Genomic DNA, 23,879 nt, shown 5'->3' with positions numbered 1-23,879 from the left:
GTTTCATGCCCCTGTTTCATGTCCCTGTTTCATGCCCCTGGCCGCACGTCCGCTCCGCCCGGGGCTGCGCTCCCGAAAGAAAGCATATGCAAAAGATCACCTTCCCGCTGCAGGGCCATCCCCATGTCGAACTGAACCAGCTGCTCAAACTCTGCGGCCTGTGCGACAGCGGCGGCGCCGGCAAGCAACTGGTGGCCGAAGGCCACGTGCGGGTCGATGGCAAGCCCGAAAGCCGCAAGACCTGCAAGATCACGGTCGGCCAGAAAGTCAGCCTGGGCGATGTGCAGATCACCGTGATCGCCGAATGAAGAGCGCCACGCAGGTCGGGGAAGTGCTGGACTTCTGGTTCGGCGAAGGCTGGGAGGCCATGCCGGCACATCAGGTGGCCGAATGCCAGAAGAAGCTCTGGTGGAGCAAGAACCCGGACATCGACGCCCAGTGCCGCAGCCGCTTCGAAGCGCTGGTGCAGCAGGCCGCAGCCAATGCGCTGGATGACTGGACCGAGGATGCGCATTCCATGCTGGCGCTGATCCTGCTGCTGGACCAGATGCCGAGGAATATCTACCGCGACACCCCACAAGCCTTCGCCTTCGACGAACTGGCACGCCAGTGCACGCATCTGGCGCTGGCCATGGGGCTGGATCAGGAACTGCCGCCGCTGGCACGGGTATTTCTCTACCTGCCGCTGGAACATGCCGAAGACCTGGATGACCAGCAATACGTGGTGCAACTGATGACGGCCCTGGCCAAATCCGCCAGCGGCGAGGACAAGGCGGCCTTCGACGGCTATGCCGACTATGCGCGACGCCATCTTGCGGTGATCGAGCGCTTCGGCCGCTTCCCCCATCGCAACCGCATCCTTGGGCGGGATTCCACCGCCGAGGAAACGCAATTCCTGACGCAACCCGGCTCATCCTTCTGAAGTTTTCGATAGCGGGCCACTGAAAACGCTTCCCGGTGGAAGCACCCGGGCGTTTTCCCTACACTCGCGGCTTTCTTTTCGGATGGCCGCATGCAAACCCGTTGCGCAGGTTTCTCGATGATGGAAGTGCTGGTGGCCATGCTGGTCATCGGCACCGGCGCGCTGGCCCTGGTGATGCTGCAAATGCATGCCCTGCGCAGCAGCGCCGAGAGCGCCCAGCATGCCAGCGCCACGCTGCTGGCGCAGGAGTTGGCCGAACTGCGGGCGGCCACCCTGCCTACTTCCTTCACATCGTCCGCCCCGGGCGCGACCGATCCCTACCTGTTTTCCTTCACCGCCGGCCGGGCCCCGCCAGCCCGCGCTGATTGCGACCTCGCCCCCTGTTCCCCTGCCGCCTTCGCCAACGCCGCCATCGCCGACTGGGCCGCGCGGCTGACGCGCGAACTCCCGGAAGCCCGGGCCACGGTCTGCCGCGATGCCCACCCGACGCCGCAGGACCAATGGTCCTGTGAAGAGGCCGCCACAGCGCCTGTGGTACTCAAGCTGGGCTGGCGCCGCAGCGCGGTGGCGGCCACTGCCACAGCGGCACGCGCCCCCTTGCTGATGCTGGTGCTGGGGCGCTGACCATGATGACCAGGCAAGTTCGCCGGCAGCGTCATCGGCAAGACGGCCTGACCCTGATCGAACTGATGATCTCCCTGGCCGTGGGGCGGGTGGTGGTGCTGGCAGCCGGTGTGATGTTGCAGCAGGCACGCAGCGTCTACCAGGACATCGACGACCACGGACGCGTGCAGGAAACCGGCCGGCTGGCGCTGGAACACCTGCAGCAGGCCCTGCAACAGGCCGGCCACCTGCCCTGGGAAAACCTCGCCGACGACGCCATGCCCACCGGCCAAGGACTGCGCGGACTGGACGACAGCCGCCAGGCCGAGCTGCTGGACCCGGCCACCGACAGGTTCGGCAGCAGTAGCGGTGATGGCGTCAACCACAGCGACCTGCTGATGCTGGGCTTCTTCGGCGCGCCGCGTGGCAGCCGCAGCGAGGTGGTCAACTGCAGTGGCGCCGAGGCCCCGGTCGGACCGCTGCAGGAAGCGGCCCGCAGTTGGGTCATCTACTACATCGCGCCCGGCACCGGTGGTGAGGCGGAATTGCGCTGTCGCTACCAGGGCAAGAACGGCAACTGGACCTCCGACGCCATCGCTCGCGGCGTGGAGGCCATGCAACTGCGCTACGCCATCGACAGCGATGACGACGGCGCACCGGACCGCTGGCTGGATGCCTCGGCCATGCCCGCCGATGGCTGGCAACGGGTCGTGCTGGTCCGCATCGCCCTGCTGGTGCGTGGCACCCAGCGTCGACCGGCGGCCGATGGTGCGCCGGCGCGCAGCTTCGACCTGCTCCCGCCCGGTCGCCATGCCGCCCCGGGCTGGCGCGTCACCGAAGAGGACGGCGAGCAGCGACGGCGAGCCGTCTTCCGCACCACCGTGATGCTGCGCAACCTGAGCACCGGAGCAATGCGATGAATATCCACTGGCCCCTGATGCGCCTGCAGACCGGACATCCATGCCGCCACCAGCGCGGCGCCACGCTGATGATCGCGCTCATGCTGCTGAGCCTGCTCCTGTTGCTGGGTGCGGCCACCACCTCGCTGCTGCTGCTGGACGAACGCGCCGCCCGCAATCACCGCGATCACGCCCAGGCCCGGCTGGCAGCAGAGGCCACGCTGGAAGACGCCTGCGACGACATCGCCCGGGTCCGGCGCATCGATCCCGCCACGTTCGCATCCCAGCTGGAGTGCCGCACCGATGCAGACGGGCTGGGGCTGTGCCTGGGCCGTCCCGAACGCAGTGGCTGGCTGCCGGCACAACTGGTGGGCGCCCGTGCCACGGCGGCGGCCTATGGCCAGTTCACCGGACGCCGCTTGCCCAACAGCCAGGGCAGCACCTCCCCTCGCTATCTGATCGAACGCCTGCCCGGAACCGCCGGCAGCCCTGCCCCGGGGATGCCGGCACCGGCACCGGCGCCGGTCTATCGCCTCAGCGCCGCGGGTTACGGCCGCAACGGTGCCATGGTCGCGCTGCAGGCCGTGGTGCGCCTGTCGGATGGCGAGGCATCTGCAGCATCCGCAGCCTCGGGCTGCCGATGGCTGGCCTGGCGCACCCTTTATCTACCTTCACATGAATGACATGAAACTTCGGACTCGCTACCTCAAAACGCCGTCATACGGCTTCACCCTGCTGGAAATCATGATCGTGCTCGCCATCGTGGTGATACTGGGCGGCATGGGCTGGAACGGCTATCGCCACATCATCCAGAAGGCAGGCCGCTCCGAAGGGCGTGCCGCCCTGCTGCAGTTGCTGCTGCAAGAGGAGCGCCACTTTTCCCACCAGCACCGTTACCAGGGCTTCACGGCGGGTAGTGGCACGGGCGGTTTCAAGTGGTATTCCGGCGCCACGCCCGAGACCAGCGCCTATGCCCTGTCGGCCCGCGCCTGCGACGGCGAAACGCTGTCCACCTGCGTGCTGCTCAAGGCCAGCCCGGGCGCGGAAGGCGTCAATCGCAACTATCACGATACCGAGTGCGGCGCCCTCTATCTGGACAGCCGGGGTGGTCGTCGCGCCGATGGCAAGGATTGCTGGTGAGACCCGCGCATCCACATGGGCGTCACCGAGGGTTCACGCTCATCGAACTGATGGTGGTCCTGCTGATCGCCGGGCTGGTATTGGCCGCCGGCGTACCGGCGCTGCAGAACCTGTCCAATGAACAGCAACTGGTGACGGCCGCCAACGAGTTCTTCCACAGCGTCCAGCTGACCCGCTCCGAAGCCCTGCGCCATGGCCGCCGCGCCGAGATGCGGCCGGTCGCCGGCGACGACTGGCACAGCGGCTGGGAAATCATGGTCGGCGAGCACGTCGTCTCGCGCCGGCAGGCCCTGGCCAGCACCATCTCGGTGGCCTACACCACCGGCGGCGAACTGGTGGCCTACCAGCCTGGCGGCCAGCCGGTGACGCGCGGCAGCTGGTATTTCAGCCACGACGGGCAGGAGCGGGTGGTGGTGATCAATTTCCTGGGAAGAGTACGCGTCTGCACCCCCGGGCGCGATGCCCAATGCAGCAAGGCCGGCAATGAGTGAGGCCTGCGCCGGCGCAAGGACGGCCGCACAAAGCCGTGTATATTGACGGGCATCCGGCCCGCCGCACGGCGGCCTCCTCCGTTTGCCCAAGCCATGACTCCTACAGAAGACCCGCTCTACCAGTTCGACATCGAGAATGACCAGCAAGCCATGGCCCTGGCCCTGATCCAGGCCGGCTTCGGCATGCTCGACACCACCCCCAACCCCCGTGTGGGTTGCGTCATCGTCAAGGACCGCCGCGTCATCGGCGCCGGCTTCACCCAGCCGCCTGGCGGAAATCACGCCGAAATCCAGGCCATGGCCGACGCCGCCACACGCGGGGCCGATATACGCGGTGCGACCGTCTACGTCACCCTGGAACCCTGCAGCCACTTCGGCCGCACCCCACCCTGCGCCGACGCCCTGATCCGTGCCGGCGTGGGCCGCGTGGTAGCCGCCATCGCCGACCCCAACCCGCTGGTGGCCGGCCAGGGCCTGGCACGCCTGCAGGCGGCCGGCATCGAGGTGGCCTGCGGCATGCTGGAAGAGGATGCCCGCGACATCAACATCGGTTTCCTGCACCGCATGCGCACCGGCCGCCCCTGGGTCCGCATGAAGAGCGCTGCCAGCCTGGACGGCAAGACCGCCCTGCACAATGGCGTGAGCCAGTGGATCACCAGCCAGGCCGCGCGTGACGACGGCCACATCTGGCGCGCCCGCGCCTGCGCCATCATGGCCGGCATCGGCACCATCCAGAAGGACGATGCGCAACTGAACGTGCGCGCCATCGACACCCCGCGCCAGCCGCGCCGCATCGTGGTGGACAGCAAGCTGATCGTCTCGCCCGAGGCACGCGTGATCCAGGGCGGCAACACCTGGGTCTTCACCGCCACCGACGACCGCGAAAAGCGCGCCGCGCTGGAAGCCGAAGGCGCCGAAGTGATCCTGCTGGCCAATGCCGAAGGCAAGGTCGACCTCGACGGCCTGCTGCGCGAACTGGGCCAACGCCAGATCAACGAACTGCACGTGGAAGCCGGCGCCAAGCTCAACGGCGCCCTGATCCGCGCAGGCTGCGTGGATGAATTGCTGGTCTACCTGGCCCCCGCGCTGATCGGCGAAGGCCGCAACATGTTCGAGCTGCCACCGCTGGAAGACCTGTCGGGCAAGATCGGCATCCGCTTCCACGAGGTCAAGCAGGTCGGGCCGGATTTGCGTATCCTTGCACGTTTCGAATAATCGACTCCCCACTTTTTCTGCATCAGGACCGCACCATGTTCACAGGTATCGTCGCCGCCGTCGGCACCATCACTTCCGTCACCCCTCTGGCCGCCGGCCCCGATGCCGGCGTGCGCCTCACCATCGATGCTGGCGCGCTGCCCATGGGCGACGTCGGCCTGGGCGATTCCATCGCCCTCAACGGCGCCTGCATGACCGTGGTCGAAAAGACCGCCACCGGCTTCACCGTGGATGTCTCCCGCGAAAGCCTGCGCCTGACCGCCGGCCTGGACGCCCCTGGCGAAGTCAACCTGGAAAAGGCCCTGACCCTGGCCGAGCGCCTGGGCGGCCATCTGGTCTCCGGCCATGTCGACGGCCTGGGCCAGGTGCACTCCTTCGAACCGGTGGGCGAATCCCGCGAACTGATCGTCGATGCCCCCAAGGCGCTGGGCAAGTACCTGGCCTACAAGGGATCGATCGTGGTCAACGGCGTGTCGCTGACGGTGAACCGGGTCGAGGACCTGACCGATGCCTGCCGTTTCTCGATCAACCTGATCCCGCACACGGTGGAAGTGACCACCCTCAAGCACCTGAAGGCGGGGAGCAAGGTCAATCTGGAGATTGACCTGATTGCGCGGTATGTCGAGCGCATGCTCTCCAGCGGCAAGGCCTGAGTTTCCAGCTTCTGTCCGAAGCCTTTATTTCCTGCTGCCCTCTTCGGGCAGCAGCGTCCCAATCAATATCTCCGCCATTTCCTTGAGCCGTTTCTCGTCCTGATAGACGCGCTCCAGCACCACCAGTCCCCGTGTCATGCAGACCACCATGCGGGCCGCTTCGCGCGGGGTCATGCTCAACTGGCTGCGGGTGTCCGGCCGGTCGAAGCGCTCCAGCAGGACCGCTTCCATGTCATCCAGCAAACCCCGGATCACGGCGCGGATCTGTTCTTCCTTGCCTTCCTCGCTCAGGGCTGTCTTGGTGCTCAGGCAGCCCCGCGAGGGCTTGCCGGTGCGCATCGAGCGGAAGATGTAATGCAGGAACTGGCGCAGGGCCAGGCGCGGGTCTTCCTGCGCCAGCGCCTGGCGCAACTGCGTCAGGTAACTGTCGCGGTAACGTCCGAAGACGTGCAGGAACAAGGTTTCCTTGTCGCCATAGGCGTTGTATAGGGAACCGCGCTGCACGCCGGTGGCCGCCGCCAGATCCTGCATGGTGGTGGCGGCATAGCCCTTCTGCCAGAACACGGCCAGCGCTTCCTCGAATACCTCGTCCTCGTCAAACTGCCTTACGCCTGCCATCCCGGTCTCCTGTTGTTGTCGATACGATGCACACATTAAACCCATTCTTGACGCTCATGTCAATTTTGACTATTGTGTCAATATTGACGTTAATGTCAAACATCGCACCCGACCACGGTGCCCATCGGTCAACTTGCAATCCACGTTGAAACTACTTGAACAGGCAGGCCATCATGCGTTCACAAAACCCTGTGGGTGACCCCTCCCACGCCACACATGCCACCCACGCGCCCTCCGCTACCCGCGCCGAGGTCTGGCGCTATATCTTCGCCGGGCTGTCCGCCAGCCTGGTCAGCATCGGGCTGGCCAGGTTCGGCTTTACGCCGCTCATTCCCGAGCTGATCCATCAGCACTGGTTTTCCACCTCCAGCGTGATCTACCTGGGTGCCGCCAATCTGGCCGGCTATCTGATCGGCGCGCTCATCGCCCGTCCCATCGGCGGGCGGATCGGCAACCAGTGCGCGCTGCGGCTGATGATGCTGCTCATCACGCTGACCTTCCTGGCCTGTGCCTTCCCCTTGTCGCTGGCCTGGTACTTCGTCTGGCGCCTGCTCTCGGGTGTGGCCGGCGGGGTGGTGATGGTGCTGGTGGCCGGAACCATCCTGCCGCACGTGCCGCCGGCCAGCCGGGGGCGCGCCAGCGGTGCGATCTTCCTCGGGCTGGGGCTGGGCATCGCCGCGACCGGTACGCTCATTCCGCTGCTGCTGGGCATGGGGCTGCGTGTCACCTGGATCGGGCTGGCAGTGCTGTCGGCCGTGCTGAGCGCGGCGAGCTGGTTTGCCTGGCCGCCGGTACAGGGCCACAAGAGTGCAGCTGCTACAGCGCACCCGGCGCCACGACACGTGACCACGGCCAACTGGCGCATCAAGCTGCTGTTCGCGCAATACGCGCTGATGGCGGCTTCGGCGGTGGCACCGATGGTGTTCCTGGTGGATTACATCTCGCGCGGGCTGGGCATGGGGACCGAATATGGCGCGCTGTTCTGGGTGCTGTACGGAGTCGGCGCCATCGTCGGTCCGCCGCTGTATGGCTGGGTAGCGGACAAGGCTGGTGCGCAGAATGGCATGGCCCTGTTCAGCGTGGTGCAGGTGGCGATGCTGGTGGGCGTGTACCAGAGCGACAATCATCTGCTGCTGGGCCTGTACACGCTAGTGATCGGGATGTTTGCGCCGGGCATGGTGCCGTTGGCAGTGGCCCGGGTGCATGAGCTGTTGCCGCACCATCCGGTGCAGCAGAATCTGGTGTGGAGTCGCGCCACGGTGTTTTCGGCGGCCCTGATGGCGCTGGCGGCCTATGGTTTCTCGGCGCTCTTCAACCTGGTGCATGGCCAGCATCGCCTGATGTTCCTGGGCGCGGCGGTCATGGTGCTCATCGCGCTGTTGGCCGAGTTCGCCCGGCTGGCCGATCCTGCCGGCAGCCGCCAGGCAGCCTAGCCGGTCTGGCCGCCCCCCACGATGCGCCGCTCAGGAAGCAGCGGCGGCGCGTCGTTCCAGCAGCTCGGCAATGCTGCGCTTGACCTTGTCGCTGGCCGCCGGGCCTTCGGCGATGATGTGGGTCTTGGGGGTGATGGGCTTGCCGGTGTTGGCATCCACCATCATGGGGATGGCCTGTTTGCCGGTCTCGATGTCGGTCAGGATCACGGCCGCACCTTCCGGGGCGAAATGCGTATTGCCCCATTGCAGCAGGGCCAGCAGCACCGGGCGGAAATCGCGTCCACGCGGGGTCAGGTGATATTCGTAGCGCGGCGGGCGTTCGGAATACTGAACCTTCTCCAGCAAGCCCTGCTCCACCAGCCCGGCCAGACGGCGGGTCAGGATGTTGGGGGCGATCTCCAGGTGCTTCTGGAATTCATCGAAGCGCGACAGACCATAGAAGGCATCGCGCAGGATCAGGATGCTCCACCACTCACCCACGCGGTCCAGCGAACGGGCGATCGGGCATTGCATGTCATCAAAGCGCTTGCGCTGCATGTGGGGTTCTCCAGCTGTACTCAGGTTTTCAGGTTCTCAGGGTGGCCGCAGCAGGGCATTACTGCGTGCGACCCGCATTGTGCCGCATTGTGACACGCCGGGCCGCCCTGCCCTCAATGCGCATCTGCCGAGGGCGCCTTGGGCGGTACCACCTTGCGCATCAGCGGCACCATCAGGGTGGCGATGATGAAGCACACCATCACGGCCAGGAAGGCGTCCGAGAAGGTCATCGTCTGCGCCTCGCGATAGGTCAGTTGCCACAACTGGCGCAAGGCGGCGGCCTGCCCTGCCAGCGCGTCACCCAGTTGCGTGCTCAGGGCATCGCCCACCGCCCCCTGCCACTGCAGCATGGATTCGCTGGCGCCGTTGAGGTGCTCGGCTAGGCGCATGAAGTGCAGGTTGGTACGGTCGTTGAGGATGGTGGCGCATAGCGCAATGCCAATGGCGCCGCCCAGGTTGCGCATCAGGTTGAACAGGCCCGAGGCGAACTTCAGTCGTGCCGGCGCCAGGCCACCCAGAGTCAGCGTCACCGTCGGTGGCACCGCGAGTTGCTGGGCCACGCCGCGCAGTGCCTGCGGCAGCAGCAGTTGCGCCCAGCCCCAGTCATGCGTGATCGGCACGAACTGCCACATCGACAGCGCAAACAGACCCAGCCCGAGCATCATGATCCAGCGCAGGTCCATGCGTTTGGTCAGCCAGGCATACAGCGGGATGGACATGATCTGGAACACGCCGGTGGAAAACACCGCCAGCCCGATCTGCAAGGCGCTGAAACCGCGCACCCGTCCCAGGAACAGCGGGGTGAGGTAGATCGTGGCGAAGATGCCGATGCCGGTGACGAAGGAAAAGAAACAGCCCAGCGCGAAATTGCGATCCTTCAGCGCCCGCAGGTCCACCACCGGTTCGGCGGCCGTCAGGCTGCGCCAGACGAAGAGCACGCCGGCAATGCCCGCCACCCAGGCGGTGGTGGCGATGACCGGGTCGCCCATCCAGTCCCAGCGCGGGCCTTCTTCCAGGGTGTATTCGAGACAGCCGAGGAACAGCGACATCAGGATGATCCCCGGATAGTCGGCCCGCCGCAGCAGCGACCAGTCCGGCAGGTCGATGCGCACCAGGCGCGGCACGGTCAGGGTGATGAAGATGCCCGGCAGCAGGTTGATGAAGAACAGCCAGTGCCAGCTGTAGTGATCGGTGATCCAGCCGCCCACGGTGGGGCCCAGCGTGGGCGCCAGCGAGGCGATGGCACCGATGGTGGAGGCGGCGATGACGCGCTGCTTGTTGTCGAAGAAGGCGAAGGCGGTGGTGAAGACGGTGGGGATCATCGACCCGCCCAGGAAACCCTGCATGGCGCGGAACACGATCATGCTCTGGATGTTCCAGGCCAGCCCGCACAGCAGGCTGGTCAGGGTGAAGCCGGCGGCCGAGAAGGCGAACAGCCAGCGCGTGGACATGGTGCGCGTGAGCCAGCCCGAGAGCGGGATGACGATGATCTCGGCGATCAGGTAGCTGGTCTGCACCCAGGTGGTTTCATCATTGCCGGCCGACAGGCCGCCGCCGATGTCGCGCAGCGAGGCCGAGACGATCTGGATATCCAGCAGTGCCACGAACATGCCGATGCACATCACGCCAAAGGCGAAGACCTTGGCGGAAGTCGTCATCTGCGACGGCTGGATCAGTTGCCCCGCCGCTGTCGCGCTGGCACTCATGATCCCTGGCTCCGGTGGTCAACCCGCGCCACCACCGACAGCCCGGGGCGCAGCGCATCCAGCGTCGCATCAGCCTGGTCGAGGACGATGCGCACCGGTACCCGCTGCACGATCTTGGTGAAGTTGCCGGTGGCGTTTTCCGGCGGCAGCACGCTGAACTGGGCGCCGGTAGCCGGTGCCACGCTGGCCACCCGACCATGGAAGACCCGGCCCGGCACGGCATCGGCCTCAATGGTCGCGGGGTCACCGGGCTGGATGCCGGCCAGTTGGCTTTCCTTGAAATTGGCGTCGACCCACAGGCCGTGGGCCGGCACGATCACCATCAGCTGGCTGGCCGTGGCCGCATAGGCGCCGGCACGGGCGCGGCGGTTGCCGACCACGCCGTCGATGGGAGCACGCAATTCCGTATAGCCCAGGTTGAGGCTGGCTGCTTCACGCTCGGCCATGGCCTGGGCCAGGCCGGCTGCGGCCTGCTGCTGCTGGGTATCGATCACGGCCAGCTGGCGCGTGGCCACGGCCAGTCCGGCCTGGGCCTTTTGACCGTTGGCCGCCGCCTGGCGGTAATCGGCCGCAGCCTTCTGGGCCGCCTGCACCGACACCGCCGCCTTGTCCACCAGCCGCTCGAAGCGGCGGTCATCGTCCTGGCTGCGCACGATCTCGGCCTGGCTGGCGTCCACCGTGGCCTTGGCCTGCGCGATCAGCGCCGCCTGCACGGCACGGGTGGCCTCCAGGTTGGCGAGTTCGGCCTTGCGGGCGGCCACGGCGCCATCGGCCCGGGCCAGCGCGGCGCGGTAGTCGCGGTCGTCCAGCCTGACCAGCAGGTCGCCGGCATGCACCACCTGGTTGTCGCCCACCGCCACGGTAGCGATGTAGCCCGGCACCTTGGCGCTGATGACGGTGATGTCGCCGCCGACATAGGCATCGTCCGTGTCTTGCTGGTAACGCCCATGCTGCCACCAGTGCCAGCCATAGAAGGCCAGCGCCAACGCGGCCACGCCGGCCACCGCCAGCCCCAGGTGGGCCTTGCCCGTCATCCGTTTGCGCACAGCCGGTGGATTGCCGTCGGGTGAGAGGGGATGGGCCATGGAACAACTCCTTGCAAGGATCGGTGGATGGAAAAAGAAAATGGGGAGTGACACATCAGCAACAGGCGAAAGACGGGAGCGGGATCACCACATCGGAACAAACCAGTTGCTTTCATAATGAAAGTAACTTTACACTAGCAACTATCAATTTGCAAGTAACTCATCGAACCCCACGAAAGGCAAGCGCATGCCACACCGCCCCCGCTCCCTCCCCCTGAGCCTGCTCGCTCTCCTGGTCGCCACCACGCTGAGCGCCTGCGCCGTCGGCCCCGATTACGCCAGCGGCGATGCCCCGGGCGCGGTGCTGCCGGCCCGCTATGCCCATGCCGGTGCGGCGGCGCAGGCCTCCACCAATCAGCACGCCTCCAGCGAGGCGCTGCGCCAATGGTGGTCCGGTTTCCACGACCCGGTGCTGGATCGCATCATCGATCGCGTCCTGGCCCAGAACCTGGACCTGCAGGCCGCCCTGGCCCGCGTCGAGCAGGCCCGTGCGGTGGCACAACTGGCCGATGCCGACCTGCTGCCCAGCGCCAGCGCCAACCTGCAGGTGCAGCAGCAGCGGCAGTCGCTGCGCAGTCCGCTGGGCCAGATCGCCAGCAACTTCCCGGGTTACGAGCGCAACCACACGCAATACGACCTGGGCGTCGGCGCCAGTTGGGAAATCGATCTCTTCGGTGGCCTGCATCGCCAGCGCGAAGCCGATCTCGCCAGCGCCGAGGCGGCCGCCGCCGATGGCCTGGGGGTGCGGATATCGCTGGCCGCCGAAGCGGCCGATGCCTATTTCCGGCTGCGTGGGGCGCAAGCGCGGCTCCAGGTGCTGGAACAGCAGATCGCCGCCGAGCGCCAGTTGAGTGAACTGGTGGCGCTGCGGCTGCAGGACGGGTTTTCCAATCGTCGCGAACTGGCCCAGGCGCAGGCCCGGCTGGCCGGCGCGCGCGCCGCGGTCACACCGGTACGCGCCGAGATCGAGGTCCAGCGCAATCGGCTCGATGTCCTGATGGGGGCGGCACCCGGCAGCCTGGCGACCCAGTGGACCAGCGATGCGCCGACCATGGCCGCCGCGCCCTCCCTGGAGGCCCTGCCGGCACCGGCCCAACTGCTGCGCCGGCGTCCCGATGTGATAGCCGCCGAGCGCCGGCTGGCGGCGTCGAACGCCCGTATCGGCGTGGCCATGTCGGAGTACTACCCCAAGCTGTCCTTATCGGGCTTGCTGGGTTTCGAGAGCCTGTCGCGCTTCGAACTCTCCGAGCGCACCCTGCAGCCCATGGCGGTAGCGGGCCTGCGCTGGCGCCTGTTCGATTTCGGTCGGGTGGATGCGGAAGTGGCGGCGGCCAAAGGCGCCCATGCGGAAGACCTGTCGCGCTTCCGCCAGGCCATGCTGAAAGCCACCGAGGATGTGGAAAACGCGCTGGTCAACGAGAGCGAAGTCGACCAGCGGCGCCTGGCCCTGCAACAGCAGAAGGCGGCCAGCGAGGAAGCCTTGAGAGCGGTCACCGAGGCCTTCGACCATGGTGCCGAGAGTCGCGTGGAAGTGCTGGAACAGACGCGCCAGCTGCTGGCCGCACAGGACCAGCTGATCGTGGCCGAGGCAGACTCGGCACGCGCCAGCGTGGGCCTGTATCGGGCCCTGGGCGGTGGTTGGTAGCGTGACGAGCGGTGGGTCGCAGTCAGTGACGGGGAGCCGTCGGCCTCAGCCGAGCATTTCCCCGATCACCGCCTGGCACACCGGACTGGCCGCATCGGCCAGCGGGAGCAGCACCGTGTAGTGATGGGTCTGCGGTACCACGTGATGAGCCACCACCTGCGACCAGCAATTGGCCATCACCGCGGCCTGCAGATGGAATTGCACCGTCTCCTGCTCACCGATGATGGTGTGTACGCGGGTACTGGCCGGGCCAGCCTGCAGCACCGGGCTCAGTGCGTCGGCACGGGCGACATCCAGCGTCAGGGCGCGGTTCAGCGAAGTGGGAATCAACGGCACCAGATCGAACACGCCACTGATTGCAAACACCGCCTGCACCGCTTGTGCGCCAGGCTGTGCCACCAGTTGTGCCGCCACGAAGGCCGCCAGATGCCCGCCGGCCGAATGCCCCATCAGCGAGATGCGCGCCGGATCGATCTGCAGCTTGTGCGCCATGCCCCTGATCGACGCCAGGCAGGCATGCACCTCGTCCACCATGTCCTCGATGCGCGCCTGCGGGGCCAGCGAATAGTTGATCACCGCCACGCTGATGCCGGCCTGCACATAGGGCGCAGCGATGAAGCCGATGTCCTGCTTGTCGCCACCCTGCCAGTAGCCACCGTGGATGAACACCAGCAAGGGACGCGCGCCACCGTCGGCGCGGTAGAAATCGAAACGCTGCAGCGGCCCGCTGCCATAGGCGATATCGGCCTCGCTCAGCAGCGTGCCGGCAATGGCGGCGGTGGCCTGCTGCCATTGCTGCAGGACCTGCGGAAAGTCCGGGAAGGCCGCCTTGAGGTTGTAACCTGCTTCGCAGTCGGCTTCGGGGCAGAGGACGCGGCGGGTGGTAGTCAACGATTGGGGCGCGGGCATTATCTTTTCCTTAAGGCAGTTCGCAAGACCATTCAATGCGCTTAAACGCTGAGATACTGGTCCCATAGTTCGGTCTGCACCGACAGTTGCGCAGAATCGCCCTGCCAGACCACCTTGCCCTTTTCCAGGATGGTGTGCTGGTCGGCAAAGCCGATCAGGCGCTTGATGTACTTGTCGATGACGATGATGGTCAGGCCGTATTCGCGCAGGGCTTTCAGGCAGGACCAGATTTCCTCGCGCACCAGCGGCGCCAGGCCTTCGGTGGCTTCATCCAGGATCAGCAGATGCGGATTGGTCATCAGCGCGCGACCAATGGCCAGCATCTGCTGTTCGCCGCCCGAGAGCTGGCCGCCACCGTTGGCGCGACGCTCCTTCAGGCGCGGGAACTGTTGATAGATCTTCTCCAGCGTCCACGGATTGTCGCGTCCGTTGCGACGGGCGGCGAAGGCGGACAGGTTTTCTTCCACGCTCAGGTTCTTGAAGATCTGCCGGCCCTCGGGAACGATGGCGATCCCGCGTCGCGCAATGGCGTCGGCGCTGGCGGCATGGATGGCTTCGCCACGGAAACGCACCTGGCCGCCGGTGGGCCGGTTCAGGCCCAGGATGGTGCGCAGCGTGGTGGTCTTGCCCATGCCATTGCGGCCCAGCAGGGTGACCACTTCGCCCTCGTTGACACGCAGGTCGATCCCGAACAGCACCTGGCTGGCCCCATAGCCGCCGGTGAGGCCTTCCACCTCCAGCAATGCACTCATTGTGTTTCCTCCTCGCCCAGGTAAGCCAGCTTGACCTCGGCATTGGCGCGAATCTCGTCCACGCTGCCGGTGGCCAGCACCGCGCCCTGTACCAGCACGGTGATGCGGTCAGCCAGGGCGAAGACGGCGTCCATGTCATGCTCGACCAGCACCACGGTGAGTTCCTGCTTGAGCGACTGGATCAAAGCGATCATGTCGCCCGATTCCTCATGGCCCATACCGGCCATGGGCTCATCCATCAACAGCACGCGCGGTCGGCAGGCAATGGCCAGGCCGACATCCAGGCGCCGTCGCGCCGCGTGCGACAACTGCGACGACAACTGGTGCGCCACCTTCTCCAGCCCGACCCGGCGTGCCACCTCCAGCGCGGCTTCCCGCGCCAGGCGGTCGCTGGCGCTGGCGTGGAAGAAGCCATAGCTGCGATGCTGGCCGCGCTGTACGGCCACCTGCAGGTTTTCCAGCACGCTCAGTTCATCGAAGACGCTGGTGATCTGGAACGAGCGCACCAGCCCGGCCGCCACCCTGGCTTGCTCGGCATGACCGTGCATGGCCTGGCCGAACAGGTAGATCTCGCCGGCATCGGCCGCCAGCGCGCCCGAGAGCAGCGACAGCAGCGTGGTCTTGCCGGCACCGTTGGGGCCGATGATGGCGTGGACCTGGCCGGCCGCGATCTCCAGATGGACATCGCGGGTGGCGGCCAGTCCGCCATAGTTCTTCTTCAGGCCCCGGACCGACAGCGCCTGCGCGCCCGATGCGGCGGCGTGCTCATGCGCCATGTTGCTCTCCCTGCTTCAAGGTCTTGCCGATGGTGGCCAGCGAACTCACGCCGCGCGGCGCCACCATCACCACCAGCAACAGGATCAGGCCGACATAGATCTGCCAGTATTCGAAATGGGTGGACAGCACTTCTTCCAGCAGCAGGAAGGCCGCCGCCCCCAGCAGGCCGCCGTAGAAATATCCCACCCCGCCCAGGGCCACCATCACCAGCAGGATGCCGGACTGCGACCAGTGCAAGAGCTTGGGGCTGGCGAACAGGTTGCTCATGCCGATCAGGCTGCCGGCGATGCCGGCGATGACGGCCGCAATCACGAAGGCGGCCAGCTTGTAGCGCATGGCCGGGTAGCCGATGGCCTGGGCGCGCCGCTCGTTCTGGCGGATTGCATTGAGGGCCAGGCCGAAGCGCGAGGCCAGCAGGCGCCCCAGCAACAGGTAGGACAGCGCCAGCCAGGCCAGCACCACCCAGTAGAAACCATTGTCGCCACTGATATCCAGACCCAGGCCCAGCACCGGACGGGCATTGACCTGCAGGCCGTCATCGCCGCCGTAGAAGCGCAGGCCGACGAAGAAGTAGTAGAACAGTTGCGCCAGCGCCATGGTGATCATGATGAAATAGACCGCCCGTGTACGCAGCGCGATGGCACCGATGCCCAGGCCGACCAGCGCCGTCACCAACGCCGCCAGCAACCAGATCAGCCAGGCGCTGGTGACGCCATGGAAACTGGCGATGGCGGTCACGTAGGCACCCAGGCCGAAGAACACCGCATGGCCGAAGCTGACCATGCCGCCATAGCCGAGGATGAAGTTCAGGCTGGCCGCCACCATCGAAAAGATCAGGATGCGTGTGACCACGCCGATGTAGTACTCCATCCCGGTGGCCTGCGCCAGTATCGGCAGCAGCACTGCCAGAACCAGCAGCAGGGGAACGAACAGACGTTGCATGAGACTCCTCAGGTACGTGCCGGGAACAGACCGCTGGGGCGCCAGAACAGCACCGCGATCATCACCAGGTAGATCATCATCGAGCCCAGCGCCGGACCCACGGAAGCGGCGGCGTCGGCGCTCAGGAACAGCGCGAACAGGGACGGCAGCAGACCGCGCCCCAGGGTATCGACCACGCCCACGATGAGCGCGCCGATGGCCGCGCCCGGCACCGAGCCGATGCCGCCGATGACCACCACCACGAAGGCCAGGATCAGCACATCGTCACCCATGCCGGCCTGCACCGCCACCAGCGGTCCCAGCATGATGCCGGCCAGTGCCGCCAGCAACAGGCCGAAGCTGAACACCAGCCGGAACAGCAGGCGGATGTTGATGCCCATGGCCGTGACCATCTCCAGGTTGTTGGCTCCGGCGCGCACCCACATGCCGAGGCGGGTGCGGTTGATCAGGAAGTACAGGCCGATGGCCACCGCCACACCCACCGCCATCACCAGCAGGCGATAGCTGGAGTAAGGCAGGCCCATCAGATTGACCGGTCCGGCGAAGGCGGCCGGCATGTTCAGCGGCAGCGGTTGCGGCCCCCAGATCATGCGCACGCCATCGTTGAAGATCAGAATGAAGGCGAAGGTGGCCAGCACGTGCACCATGTGGTCCTTCTTGTAGAGCCGGCGAAACACCAGCCACTCCAGCAGGAAGCCCAGCGCAGCGGTGACCGGCAGGGCCACCAGCAGGCCCAGCCAGAACGATCCGCTGGCACCGGCCACCACCGCCGCCACATAGGCGCCGATCATGAAGAAGCTGCCGTGCGCCAGGTTCACGAAGTTCATCACACCGAAGATCAGCGTCAATCCTGATGCGATCAGGAACAGCATGACGCCGAACTGCAGGCTGTTGAGCACCTGCTCGAAGATCAGATTACCCAAGATGATCCGCCCTTATTGCATCTTGCATTCGCTGACGTAGGCGTCGACGTGGTCGGTCAACAGCGTCTGCGTCATGTTGTTGACGTACTTGCCGTCGGCGCCCTTGGTCACCACCCGCGCATACTGGTTCTGGATCGGGAAGTGGTTGGCCGCGAACTTGAAGCCACCGCGCACCGACTTGAAATTGGCAGCCTTCATGGCGGCGATCAGGGCCTCACGGTTATCCACCTTGCCACCGACGGCCTTGACGGCGCTGTCAATGAGCATGGCCGCGTCATAGGCCTGGGAGGCATACATCGAGGGCTGGCGACCGTATTCCTTGACGTAGGCAGCGACGAAGGCGCGGTTCTGCTCATTGGGCAGGTCGGCCGACCACTGGCCGGTATTGGCCACGCCGGCGATCAGGTCGCCGTTGGACAGCATCTGCTGGTCGGCGTCATAGGCCGGCATCACGCGCACGATCTTGGGGTCCATGCCGGCAGCGGCATATTGCTTGACGAAGTTCACGCCCATGCCGCCCGGCAGGAAGAAGTACACCGCGTCGATGTTGGCTGCGCGCAGCTGGGCGATCTCGGTGGCGAAATCAAGCTGGCCCAGCTTGGGGAACAGCTCCACCGCCGGTTCCTTCTTCAGGAAGCGCTTGAAGCCGGCCGAGGCATCCTTGCCCGCCGGGTAGTTGGGGGCGATGATGGCCACGCGCTGATAGCCCTTGTCGGCCATCAGCTTGCCGGCGGCTTCGTGGGTCGCATCGTTCTGGTAGCTGGCGCTGAAGAAATAGGGATTACAGCCGGCACCGGCCAGCTGGGCAGGTCCGGCATTGGCGCTGACCACCACGGTCTTGCTGGCAAAGGCAGCCGGCGCCACCGCCAGCAGGATGTTGGAATAGACGAAGCCGCTCAGGATGTCGACCTTCTCGCGCTTGATCAGGCGGTCCGCGCCCTGCTTGGCGGCATCCGGGCTGAACTGGTCATCCACCACGATGACTTCGGCGCGCACGCCGCCGAGCTTGTTGCCCAGGGTCTTCAGGGCCAGCATGAAGCCTTCGCGCTCGTCCACGCCGGGCGCGCTGGCCGGGCCGCTCAGGGTGGTCAGGAAGCCGACCTTCACCACGTCGGCCGCCTGGGCCGACAGGCTCGCGCCTGCGGCCATTGCCATCATTACTGCACCTGCCACTTTAGTCAGTCGGTTCATGCCTGGATTCCCCTCTAGGTTCTTGATGGTTTGAAATCGTCGTGATGTTGCAATGCGGTGTAGACGGTACGCCCTGCGTCGATGAAAGCCTGGTTCAACGCATGCGCCGGCCTGCCGTCCTATGTCCGCAGGTCGGCCTTCGAAAGGAAGGAGTCCGCGAAAAAGGCTGTCTCAGGCAGGCCACAGGCGGCCGTGAAATCGCGCCGCGCTGACTCTACCACGACCGGTGCGCCACAGGCATAGACCTGATATTGCTGCATCGCAGGAACATCCTGCATCACGGCCTGGTGGACGAAGCCGGTGCGCCCCTGCCAGCCGGAAGCGGAATCCGCCTCCGACAGCACCGGCACATACTCGAACCAGGGCAGCGTCGCCGCCCAGTCGCGGCACAGCGCATCGAGGTAGAGATCAGCGGTGCGACGGCCCCCCCAGTACAAGCGCATGGGCCGGGTATTGCCGACGGCGATCGCCTCTTCCACCAGCGCCTTGACCGGAGCAAATCCTGTGCCACTGGCCAGCAGGATCACCGGCTGCGCGCCTTCACGCAGATAGAAGCTGCCGGTCGGCCCTTCCAGCGTGAGCGCCTGGCCCGGCTGCATGCCGCCGAAGACACGATCGGTGAACACGCCACCGGGCAGGTGACGCACATGCAGCTCCAGCAGGTCGCTGCCGGCACCGGCATGGGTGGCCATGGAATAGCTGCGGCGCTGGCCGTCTTCCAGCAGCAGGTCGATGTATTGTCCGGCACGCCAGGACAGGGGCGCGGCGCAACGCAGGCGCAGGATCGCCACGTCCGGCGCAGCGCGCTCCATACTCTCCACGCTGGCCTGTACCAGCTGCGGTGCGGCGTCCTGCGCAGCTGCCGCGCCGTCTCCGGTCTGCGTGGCATCGCCGACGCCGACCTCGACCCGCCCCGCCACCACGCGCACCGGGAAGCTGCGCACGGCCTCGGTCACCGGCGCACAACGCGGTGCACCGCTACGGATATCGAACAGGCCCTGGTGCAGCGGACATTCGACGCAGCCATCCTCGACATAGCCATCGGAGAGCTTGGCATTGCCGTGGGTGCACAAGTCCTTGAGCGCAAAAATCTCTTCACCCAGGCGGAACATCGCCACTGCCTGGCTACCCGCCCTGGCCGCAGCGACCTCACCTTCGGCGAAATCATCGGCATGGCCGACATCGAACCACTCGCTCATACCGACCTCAGATGGGAGTGGCCAACAGCGTCGCCACGCGCAGCGTGTCGTAGATCACGCGGCGACGGGCGTAGCGCCAGCCGGCGTCGGTCTTGACCACGCGGTCTTCATAGCGACCAGCCTGGTAGACGAAGGACTCACCGTTCTGCAAGGTCTGCACCACCACATAGCTGGACTGCGCATCGACCGAACCGTCGGCGTTCTGGGTGAACACCAGTCCGGACGTCATGTGCCGATAGGTGTGTGCCTCGTAGATGTTGGCATGGCGCAGCGAGAGCACGCGGTCATGCAGCATCTTCTTGCTGTCGCAGTAGATGATGCCGATGGGCAGGCCGGCATCGGCGTTTTCACGCGGGATGATCTCGTAGAGGCAGTCATCGGTGAAGAATTCGGGCCACTCTTCCAGGCGGTCGTTGTCGAGGGCGTGGACGTAACGCTCCTGCAATTGGTGCAGGGCGAACCACAATGTCATCTGTTCCATGTTTTCCATCTGCTGTGCCTCGTTCATGCCTTTTCGATGGACGGGAAGCCCATCAGTTTCTGGTAGCCCATCCAGAACTTGCGGATCAGGCTTTCGGTGATCAGGGTGTCTTCCTGGTCCGGGTTGTCGCGCGCCATGTCGATCACCGAGCAGTGATCCGGGTCACGCGCGGTGCCACGCTGCACCAGTTCGGTAGCCTCGGTGTCTTCCATCGAGATGTAGCCGGCCGGCCCCACCAGGTTGGCCTGCTTGATGCGCAGGGCGCGCAGTTCCGGGGTGTCGTCCTCGTAACCGAAGAAGTGGAAGATCAGCTCGAAGTTGTTGGGCCCCTTGGGCAGCAGCTGGCGCGCCACCAGGGTGTTGTGGATCTGTTGCACCACCAGCTGCGGGAAGATGGGCTGGATGTGGTTGGTGGTCAGTTCCTCGTATTCCTTGATCTGGCCCAGCACCGACGGGTCCTGCAGCGAGAAACCCTCGTCGAAGGAACGGATCTCCTGTTGCTTGTAGGCATCGGCGGTCTCCACCTCGTTCTTGGTGGCGGTGATGATGCTGTGCAGGCCATGATGCTTGTCAGCCAGCGAGCGCGCCTTCATGCCCACGCGGAAGATATTGAAGGTGGTGTGGAACAGGTGTAGCAGACTGGCGTGGTACGGGTCCTTGACGTTTTCCAGGTAGAGCTTCCAGTTGGACTTGGAATACTGGCGGGTGCAGCCCAGGTAGACGATGGGCTTGTGGAAGATGCGGTCGATCCAGGGGCGCATCTCGGCGCCGATGTAGTCCGGCAGCGATTCCACGGTCTGGCTGAAGGTGGCGAAGACCAGGCCCTTGTAGCTGTCCACGCGCAACTGGCGCAGGCCATGGCACTTGGGATCGAAGTCCTTGGCCATGCCGGCCGCACCCTTCTGGCCGCGGCGGAACGGCACGCCCAGCAGGTTGCCACGCGAATCGAAGCTCCACTGGTGATAAGCACAGCTGTGGGAACTGGCATTGCCACGCGGGGTGCGGCAGACCACGGCGCCCCGGTGCGAACACTTGTTGACCCAGGCGGCCAGGCTGCCGTCTTCGGTACGGGTCACCACCACCGGGGTATCGCCGACGAACGTGCTCTTGAAGTCGCCATTGTTGGGAATCTCCGCTTCCAGGGCCAGGAAACTCCAGGTCTCGCCGCGATAGATGCGCTCCTGCTCCAGGTCGTAGACCTCCTTGGAGCTGAATACCTTGTAGGGGGTACGGGCGCCGTCGGCGCGGGGGAACTGCACCAGCGGTGCATAGCCTTGCTGATCAGGCTGGGTGGATGTGTTCATGCTGCGTGTCCTCATCGTTAGACACCAGGTCTGGCCCGGTATAGGACGCATCTTAGGTAGTGCCTGCCGGTCCGGATATCCACCATTTGCAATCTTTCCGGCCTGGCTTATCCGTTTTTTGCACGGCAAGGACGTTATACCCAAAAGGTATGCAGCATGCCCGAAACGGTCTTGGACACCCGGCGCGCTTTTTTCCTATGATGCGGCAAGTCATCGCTTGCCAGCACTCAACACCACTTACCCGGATTTCATCTTGAGCTCATCCTTGCCCGCCACCTCCATCGAGACCGTCGAGGTCCTGCTGCTGGACGTTCCCACCATCCGCCCGCATCGCCTGTCGATGACCACCATGCATCGCCAGACCCTGGTCCTGGTGCGCATCACCGGCAACGACGGCGTCGCCGGCTGGGGTGAAGCCACCACCATCGGCGGACTGGCCTATGGCGAAGAAAGCCCGGAAAGCATCAAGGTCAACATCGAGACCTACATGACGCCACTGCTGCTCGGCACCGACGCCAACCAGGTCGCCGCACGCATGCACCTGCTGGACGAGCACGTGCAGGGCAACCGCTTCGCCAAGTGCGCCATCGAGACCGCGCTGTGCGATGCGCTGGCGCGCCGCCTGGGCGTGCCCTTGTCCACCCTCTTCGGCGGCCGCGTACGCGAGACCCTGCCCATCGCCTGGACCCTGGCCAGCGGCGACACCACCCGCGACATCGAGGAAGCCGAGAAGATGCTGGCCCAGCGCCGTCACAACATCTTCAAGCTCAAGATCGGCGCCCGCACCGTGCAGCAGGATTGCGCCCACGTGGCAGCGATCAAGCGCGCCATCGGCGAGCGCGGCAGCGTGCGGGTGGACGTCAACCAGGCCTGGACCGAGACCGATGCCATGCTGGGCATGCGGTTGCTGGCCGATGCCGGCGTCGATCTGGTGGAGCAGCCCATTGCCGCCGGCAACCACGACGGACTGCGCCGCCTGCGCCAGAAGAACCGCATCGCCATCATGGCAGATGAAAGCCTGCACGGACCGCAGGACGCCTACCAGTTGGCACGCGTGGGCGCCGCCGACGTGTTTGCCGTGAAGATCAACCAGTCCGGCGGCCTGGCCGGCGCCCAGCAGGTCGCCGCCATCGCTGGTGCGGCACAGGTCGATCTGTATGGCGGCACCATGCTGGAAGGTGCCATCGGCACCATGGCCTCGGCCCAGCTGTTCGCCACCTTCGGTGCCCTGGCCTGGGGCACCGAACTGTTCGGTCCGCTGCTGCTGACCGAAGAAATCCTCGCCACGCCGCTGCGCTATCGCGACTTCGCCCTCGAATTGCCCACCGGTCCCGGCCTGGGCATCGAACTCGACCAGGATCGCGTCAACGCACTGCGCCGCGACCGCAAGACCCCGCTGGTCTCGCTGGCCTGACATTCACCGGCCAGCGACACCAGAGCAAGCCAACCACATCCAACCAGAGACAGGAGAGACAACGTGGACAAGAAAGCCATCGACGCGGTATTGCAGAAAATCGAGAGCACCGAGCTCGCGGAAGGGAACCAGCGTGTCAAGACCATCGTCAACCGCATCGTGCGCGACATGTTTTATACGATTGAAGACCTGGATGTGCAGCCGGAAGAATTTTGGGCTGCCGTGGATTATCTGACCTCGGCCGGCAAGTCCGGCGAATATGGCCTGATCGCCGCCGGCCTGGGCTTCGAGCACTTCCTCGACCTGCGCATGGACGAAGCCGAAGCGCGTCGTGGCGTGCAGGGCGGCACCCCGCGCACCATCGAAGGTCCGCTGTACGTCTCGGGCGCACCCGAACAGAAGGGCTTTGCGCGCATGGACAAGGACGAGCAGCCGGGCGATACCCTCTTCATGCAAGGCCAGGTCTGCGACGAGCACGGCAAGCCGCTGGCCAATGCGCTGGTGGAAGTCTGGCACGCCAACCACCTGGGCCGTTATTCCTTCTTCGATCCGGACCAGACCCCGTTCAACCTGCGCTGCTCCATCCGCACCGACGAGCAGGGCCGTTATCGCTTCCGCAGCCGCGTGCCGGTCGGCTACAGCGTGCCCCCGGGCGGTGCGACCGATCGCCTGCTCAACAAGCTGGGCCGTCATGGCAGCCGTCCTGCGCACATCCACTTCTTCGTCACCGTGCCGGGCTATCGCAAGCTGACCACGCAGATCAACATCGCCGGCGATCCGTACCTGTGGGATGACTTCGCCTTCGCCACCCGCGAGGGCCTGGTGCCGGAGATGACGCATGTGACCGACCCGGCCGAACTGCGCAAGCACGAAGTCGATGCGCCCTTCTATGCCATCGAGTTCAACTTCAGCCTGCTGCCGGAACAGAGCGATCTGCCCAAGGCAGACATCAACCGTCCGCGCCTGGCTGCCTGAGCAGGCAGGGCATCATGATGGAACGGGCCATGCCTTGCGCATGGCCCGTTGTCTTTCCGGCCAAG

General features: G+C 65.6%; 26 protein-coding genes. 13 read left to right on the top strand and 13 right to left on the bottom strand.

What is annotated here, in order from left to right; translation table 11 throughout:
- Positions 1-86 precede the first annotated feature (86 nt).
- The 9 genes from ACEOAC_RS06070 (at position 87) to ACEOAC_RS06030 (ending at position 5,923) form a co-directional block, all read left to right on the top strand.
- The gene (locus ACEOAC_RS06070) at positions 87-308 is read left to right on the top strand and encodes an RNA-binding S4 domain-containing protein (protein ID WP_006464284.1); all 222 of its coding nucleotides are present in this window, start codon (positions 87-89) and stop codon (positions 306-308) included.
- Entirely contained in the window at positions 305-922 is a 618-nt protein-coding gene (locus ACEOAC_RS06065; RefSeq protein WP_413443886.1) for a DUF924 family protein, read from the top strand. Before ACEOAC_RS06070 ends, ACEOAC_RS06065 begins: the two co-directional genes overlap by 4 nt.
- Positions 923-1,012: 90 nt before the next feature.
- Entirely contained in the window at positions 1,013-1,546 is a 534-nt protein-coding gene (gene pilV, locus ACEOAC_RS06060) for a type IV pilus modification protein PilV (protein WP_413628741.1), read from the top strand.
- Positions 1,547-1,548: 2 nt separating this feature from the next.
- A complete protein-coding gene (locus ACEOAC_RS06055; protein ID WP_413628740.1) occupies positions 1,549-2,445 on the top strand; it encodes a PilW family protein in 897 nt (298 codons plus the stop codon).
- Positions 2,442-3,107: a PilX N-terminal domain-containing pilus assembly protein gene (locus tag ACEOAC_RS06050; protein ID WP_413628739.1), complete on the top strand. Its 666-nt coding sequence runs from the start codon at positions 2,442-2,444 to the stop codon at positions 3,105-3,107. Before ACEOAC_RS06055 ends, ACEOAC_RS06050 begins: the two co-directional genes overlap by 4 nt.
- A 1-nt stretch (position 3,108) precedes the next feature.
- On the top strand, positions 3,109-3,564 hold the full coding sequence (locus ACEOAC_RS06045) for a type IV pilin protein (protein WP_413445395.1): 456 nt from the start codon (positions 3,109-3,111) through the stop codon (positions 3,562-3,564).
- A complete protein-coding gene (locus ACEOAC_RS06040; protein WP_241812140.1) occupies positions 3,561-4,055 on the top strand; it encodes a GspH/FimT family pseudopilin in 495 nt (164 codons plus the stop codon). The genes ACEOAC_RS06045 and ACEOAC_RS06040 overlap by 4 nt, the downstream gene beginning before the upstream one ends.
- A 93-nt stretch (positions 4,056-4,148) precedes the next feature.
- A complete protein-coding gene (gene ribD, locus ACEOAC_RS06035; RefSeq protein WP_077235545.1) occupies positions 4,149-5,270 on the top strand; it encodes a bifunctional diaminohydroxyphosphoribosylaminopyrimidine deaminase/5-amino-6-(5-phosphoribosylamino)uracil reductase RibD in 1,122 nt (373 codons plus the stop codon).
- Positions 5,271-5,305: 35 nt separating this feature from the next.
- Complete coding sequence (locus ACEOAC_RS06030; RefSeq protein ID WP_413445394.1) at positions 5,306-5,923, top strand: riboflavin synthase; 618 nt, start codon at positions 5,306-5,308, stop codon at positions 5,921-5,923.
- 24 nt (positions 5,924-5,947) lie between these two features.
- On the opposite strand, the gene ACEOAC_RS06025 is transcribed toward ACEOAC_RS06030, so the two are convergent.
- On the bottom strand, positions 5,948-6,541 hold the full coding sequence (locus ACEOAC_RS06025) for a TetR/AcrR family transcriptional regulator (protein WP_006464274.1): 594 nt from the start codon (positions 6,539-6,541) through the stop codon (positions 5,948-5,950).
- A 173-nt stretch (positions 6,542-6,714) separates the two neighbouring features.
- Between ACEOAC_RS06025 and ACEOAC_RS06020 the strand changes: the two genes are divergently transcribed.
- Positions 6,715-7,974 (top strand): YbfB/YjiJ family MFS transporter, encoded by a 1,260-nt coding sequence (locus ACEOAC_RS06020; RefSeq protein WP_413445393.1) that lies wholly within the window; start codon positions 6,715-6,717, stop codon positions 7,972-7,974.
- Between the two features lie 30 nt (positions 7,975-8,004).
- Here ACEOAC_RS06020 and ACEOAC_RS06015 read toward each other — a convergent pair whose 3' ends face one another.
- The 3 genes from ACEOAC_RS06015 to ACEOAC_RS06005 all read right to left on the bottom strand — a co-directional run bounded on the left by ACEOAC_RS06015 (position 8,005) and on the right by ACEOAC_RS06005 (position 11,302).
- The gene (locus ACEOAC_RS06015) at positions 8,005-8,511 is read right to left on the bottom strand and encodes a winged helix-turn-helix transcriptional regulator (RefSeq protein WP_077235542.1); all 507 of its coding nucleotides are present in this window, start codon (positions 8,509-8,511) and stop codon (positions 8,005-8,007) included.
- A gap of 113 nt (positions 8,512-8,624) precedes the next feature.
- On the bottom strand, positions 8,625-10,217 hold the full coding sequence (locus ACEOAC_RS06010; RefSeq protein ID WP_413445707.1) for a DHA2 family efflux MFS transporter permease subunit: 1,593 nt from the start codon (positions 10,215-10,217) through the stop codon (positions 8,625-8,627).
- Complete coding sequence (locus ACEOAC_RS06005; RefSeq protein ID WP_413628738.1) at positions 10,214-11,302, bottom strand: HlyD family secretion protein; 1,089 nt, start codon at positions 11,300-11,302, stop codon at positions 10,214-10,216. The genes ACEOAC_RS06010 and ACEOAC_RS06005 overlap by 4 nt, the downstream gene beginning before the upstream one ends.
- 187 nt (positions 11,303-11,489) lie before the next feature.
- On the opposite strand from ACEOAC_RS06005, the gene ACEOAC_RS06000 reads away from it, so the two are divergent.
- Entirely contained in the window at positions 11,490-12,947 is a 1,458-nt protein-coding gene (locus ACEOAC_RS06000) for an efflux transporter outer membrane subunit (RefSeq protein ID WP_413628737.1), read from the top strand.
- A gap of 45 nt (positions 12,948-12,992) precedes the next feature.
- Here the strand turns inward: ACEOAC_RS06000 and ACEOAC_RS05995 are convergent, their stop codons facing one another.
- The 9 genes from ACEOAC_RS05995 to andAc all read right to left on the bottom strand — a co-directional run bounded on the left by ACEOAC_RS05995 (position 12,993) and on the right by andAc (position 21,425).
- Positions 12,993-13,856, bottom strand: a complete 864-nt coding sequence (locus ACEOAC_RS05995) for an alpha/beta hydrolase (protein WP_413443573.1) — start codon at positions 13,854-13,856, stop codon at positions 12,993-12,995.
- Between the two features lie 41 nt (positions 13,857-13,897).
- Entirely contained in the window at positions 13,898-14,608 is a 711-nt protein-coding gene (locus ACEOAC_RS05990) for an ABC transporter ATP-binding protein (RefSeq protein ID WP_413443574.1), read from the bottom strand.
- Positions 14,605-15,384 (bottom strand): ABC transporter ATP-binding protein, encoded by a 780-nt coding sequence (locus ACEOAC_RS05985; protein WP_180666716.1) that lies wholly within the window; start codon positions 15,382-15,384, stop codon positions 14,605-14,607. The genes ACEOAC_RS05990 and ACEOAC_RS05985 overlap by 4 nt, the downstream gene beginning before the upstream one ends.
- Positions 15,374-16,327, bottom strand: a complete 954-nt coding sequence (locus ACEOAC_RS05980; RefSeq protein ID WP_006464265.1) for a branched-chain amino acid ABC transporter permease — start codon at positions 16,325-16,327, stop codon at positions 15,374-15,376. The genes ACEOAC_RS05985 and ACEOAC_RS05980 overlap by 11 nt, the downstream gene beginning before the upstream one ends.
- An 8-nt stretch (positions 16,328-16,335) precedes the next feature.
- On the bottom strand, positions 16,336-17,250 hold the full coding sequence (locus tag ACEOAC_RS05975; RefSeq protein WP_413443575.1) for a branched-chain amino acid ABC transporter permease: 915 nt from the start codon (positions 17,248-17,250) through the stop codon (positions 16,336-16,338).
- A 12-nt stretch (positions 17,251-17,262) separates the two neighbouring features.
- Positions 17,263-18,441, bottom strand: coding sequence for an ABC transporter substrate-binding protein (locus ACEOAC_RS05970; protein ID WP_241812147.1), 1,179 nt, complete (start codon positions 18,439-18,441; stop codon positions 17,263-17,265).
- Between the two features lie 119 nt (positions 18,442-18,560).
- Entirely contained in the window at positions 18,561-19,640 is a 1,080-nt protein-coding gene (gene andAb / locus ACEOAC_RS05965; protein ID WP_413443576.1) for an anthranilate 1,2-dioxygenase ferredoxin subunit AndAb, read from the bottom strand.
- 7 nt (positions 19,641-19,647) lie between these two features.
- On the bottom strand, positions 19,648-20,148 hold the full coding sequence (andAd, locus tag ACEOAC_RS05960) for an anthranilate 1,2-dioxygenase small subunit AndAd (RefSeq protein ID WP_006464261.1): 501 nt from the start codon (positions 20,146-20,148) through the stop codon (positions 19,648-19,650).
- The gene (andAc, locus tag ACEOAC_RS05955; protein WP_006464260.1) at positions 20,145-21,425 is read right to left on the bottom strand and encodes an anthranilate 1,2-dioxygenase large subunit AndAc; all 1,281 of its coding nucleotides are present in this window, start codon (positions 21,423-21,425) and stop codon (positions 20,145-20,147) included. Before andAc ends, andAd begins: the two co-directional genes overlap by 4 nt.
- A 253-nt stretch (positions 21,426-21,678) precedes the next feature.
- Between andAc and ACEOAC_RS05950 the strand changes: the two genes are divergently transcribed.
- Both ACEOAC_RS05950 and catA read left to right on the top strand, forming a co-directional pair.
- Positions 21,679-22,839 (top strand): muconate/chloromuconate family cycloisomerase, encoded by a 1,161-nt coding sequence (locus ACEOAC_RS05950; protein ID WP_413443577.1) that lies wholly within the window; start codon positions 21,679-21,681, stop codon positions 22,837-22,839.
- Between the two features lie 63 nt (positions 22,840-22,902).
- A complete protein-coding gene (gene catA, locus ACEOAC_RS05945) occupies positions 22,903-23,814 on the top strand; it encodes a catechol 1,2-dioxygenase (RefSeq protein WP_413443578.1) in 912 nt (303 codons plus the stop codon).
- The last annotated feature ends 65 nt before the right edge of the window (positions 23,815-23,879 follow it).

The organism is Herbaspirillum frisingense (assembly GCF_047325095.1).
Taxonomy (GTDB): Bacteria; Pseudomonadota; Gammaproteobacteria; order Burkholderiales; family Burkholderiaceae_D; genus Herbaspirillum; species Herbaspirillum frisingense.
Note: the sequence above shows the minus strand (reverse complement) of the source record. Positions and strands in the feature narration are given on the sequence as shown.

What these genes read in the sequence shown, in the direction of transcription:
- ACEOAC_RS06070 (WP_006464284.1), top strand. Translation starts at nt 87, where the DNA reads ATGCAAAAGATCACCTTCCCGCTGCAGGGCCATCCCCATGTCGAACTG.
- ACEOAC_RS06065 (WP_413443886.1), top strand. Translation starts at nt 305, where the DNA reads ATGAAGAGCGCCACGCAGGTCGGGGAAGTGCTGGACTTCTGGTTCGGC.
- pilV (WP_413628741.1), top strand. Translation starts at nt 1,013, where the DNA reads ATGCAAACCCGTTGCGCAGGTTTCTCGATGATGGAAGTGCTGGTGGCC.
- ACEOAC_RS06055 (WP_413628740.1), top strand. Translation starts at nt 1,549, where the DNA reads ATGATGACCAGGCAAGTTCGCCGGCAGCGTCATCGGCAAGACGGCCTG.
- ACEOAC_RS06050 (WP_413628739.1), top strand. Translation starts at nt 2,442, where the DNA reads ATGAATATCCACTGGCCCCTGATGCGCCTGCAGACCGGACATCCATGC.
- ACEOAC_RS06045 (WP_413445395.1), top strand. Translation starts at nt 3,109, where the DNA reads ATGAAACTTCGGACTCGCTACCTCAAAACGCCGTCATACGGCTTCACC.
- ribD (WP_077235545.1), top strand. Translation starts at nt 4,149, where the DNA reads ATGACTCCTACAGAAGACCCGCTCTACCAGTTCGACATCGAGAATGAC.
- ACEOAC_RS06030 (WP_413445394.1), top strand. Translation starts at nt 5,306, where the DNA reads ATGTTCACAGGTATCGTCGCCGCCGTCGGCACCATCACTTCCGTCACC.
- ACEOAC_RS06025 (WP_006464274.1), bottom strand. Translation starts at nt 6,541, where the DNA reads ATGGCAGGCGTAAGGCAGTTTGACGAGGACGAGGTATTCGAGGAAGCG.
- ACEOAC_RS06020 (WP_413445393.1), top strand. Translation starts at nt 6,715, where the DNA reads ATGCGTTCACAAAACCCTGTGGGTGACCCCTCCCACGCCACACATGCC.
- ACEOAC_RS06015 (WP_077235542.1), bottom strand. Translation starts at nt 8,511, where the DNA reads ATGCAGCGCAAGCGCTTTGATGACATGCAATGCCCGATCGCCCGTTCG.
- ACEOAC_RS06010 (WP_413445707.1), bottom strand. Translation starts at nt 10,217, where the DNA reads ATGAGTGCCAGCGCGACAGCGGCGGGGCAACTGATCCAGCCGTCGCAG.
- ACEOAC_RS06005 (WP_413628738.1), bottom strand. Translation starts at nt 11,302, where the DNA reads ATGGCCCATCCCCTCTCACCCGACGGCAATCCACCGGCTGTGCGCAAA.
- ACEOAC_RS06000 (WP_413628737.1), top strand. Translation starts at nt 11,490, where the DNA reads ATGCCACACCGCCCCCGCTCCCTCCCCCTGAGCCTGCTCGCTCTCCTG.
- ACEOAC_RS05995 (WP_413443573.1), bottom strand. Translation starts at nt 13,856, where the DNA reads ATGCCCGCGCCCCAATCGTTGACTACCACCCGCCGCGTCCTCTGCCCC.
- ACEOAC_RS05990 (WP_413443574.1), bottom strand. Translation starts at nt 14,608, where the DNA reads ATGAGTGCATTGCTGGAGGTGGAAGGCCTCACCGGCGGCTATGGGGCC.
- ACEOAC_RS05985 (WP_180666716.1), bottom strand. Translation starts at nt 15,384, where the DNA reads ATGGCGCATGAGCACGCCGCCGCATCGGGCGCGCAGGCGCTGTCGGTC.
- ACEOAC_RS05980 (WP_006464265.1), bottom strand. Translation starts at nt 16,327, where the DNA reads ATGCAACGTCTGTTCGTTCCCCTGCTGCTGGTTCTGGCAGTGCTGCTG.
- ACEOAC_RS05970 (WP_241812147.1), bottom strand. Translation starts at nt 18,441, where the DNA reads ATGAACCGACTGACTAAAGTGGCAGGTGCAGTAATGATGGCAATGGCC.
- andAb (WP_413443576.1), bottom strand. Translation starts at nt 19,640, where the DNA reads ATGAGCGAGTGGTTCGATGTCGGCCATGCCGATGATTTCGCCGAAGGT.
- andAd (WP_006464261.1), bottom strand. Translation starts at nt 20,148, where the DNA reads ATGAACGAGGCACAGCAGATGGAAAACATGGAACAGATGACATTGTGG.
- andAc (WP_006464260.1), bottom strand. Translation starts at nt 21,425, where the DNA reads ATGAACACATCCACCCAGCCTGATCAGCAAGGCTATGCACCGCTGGTG.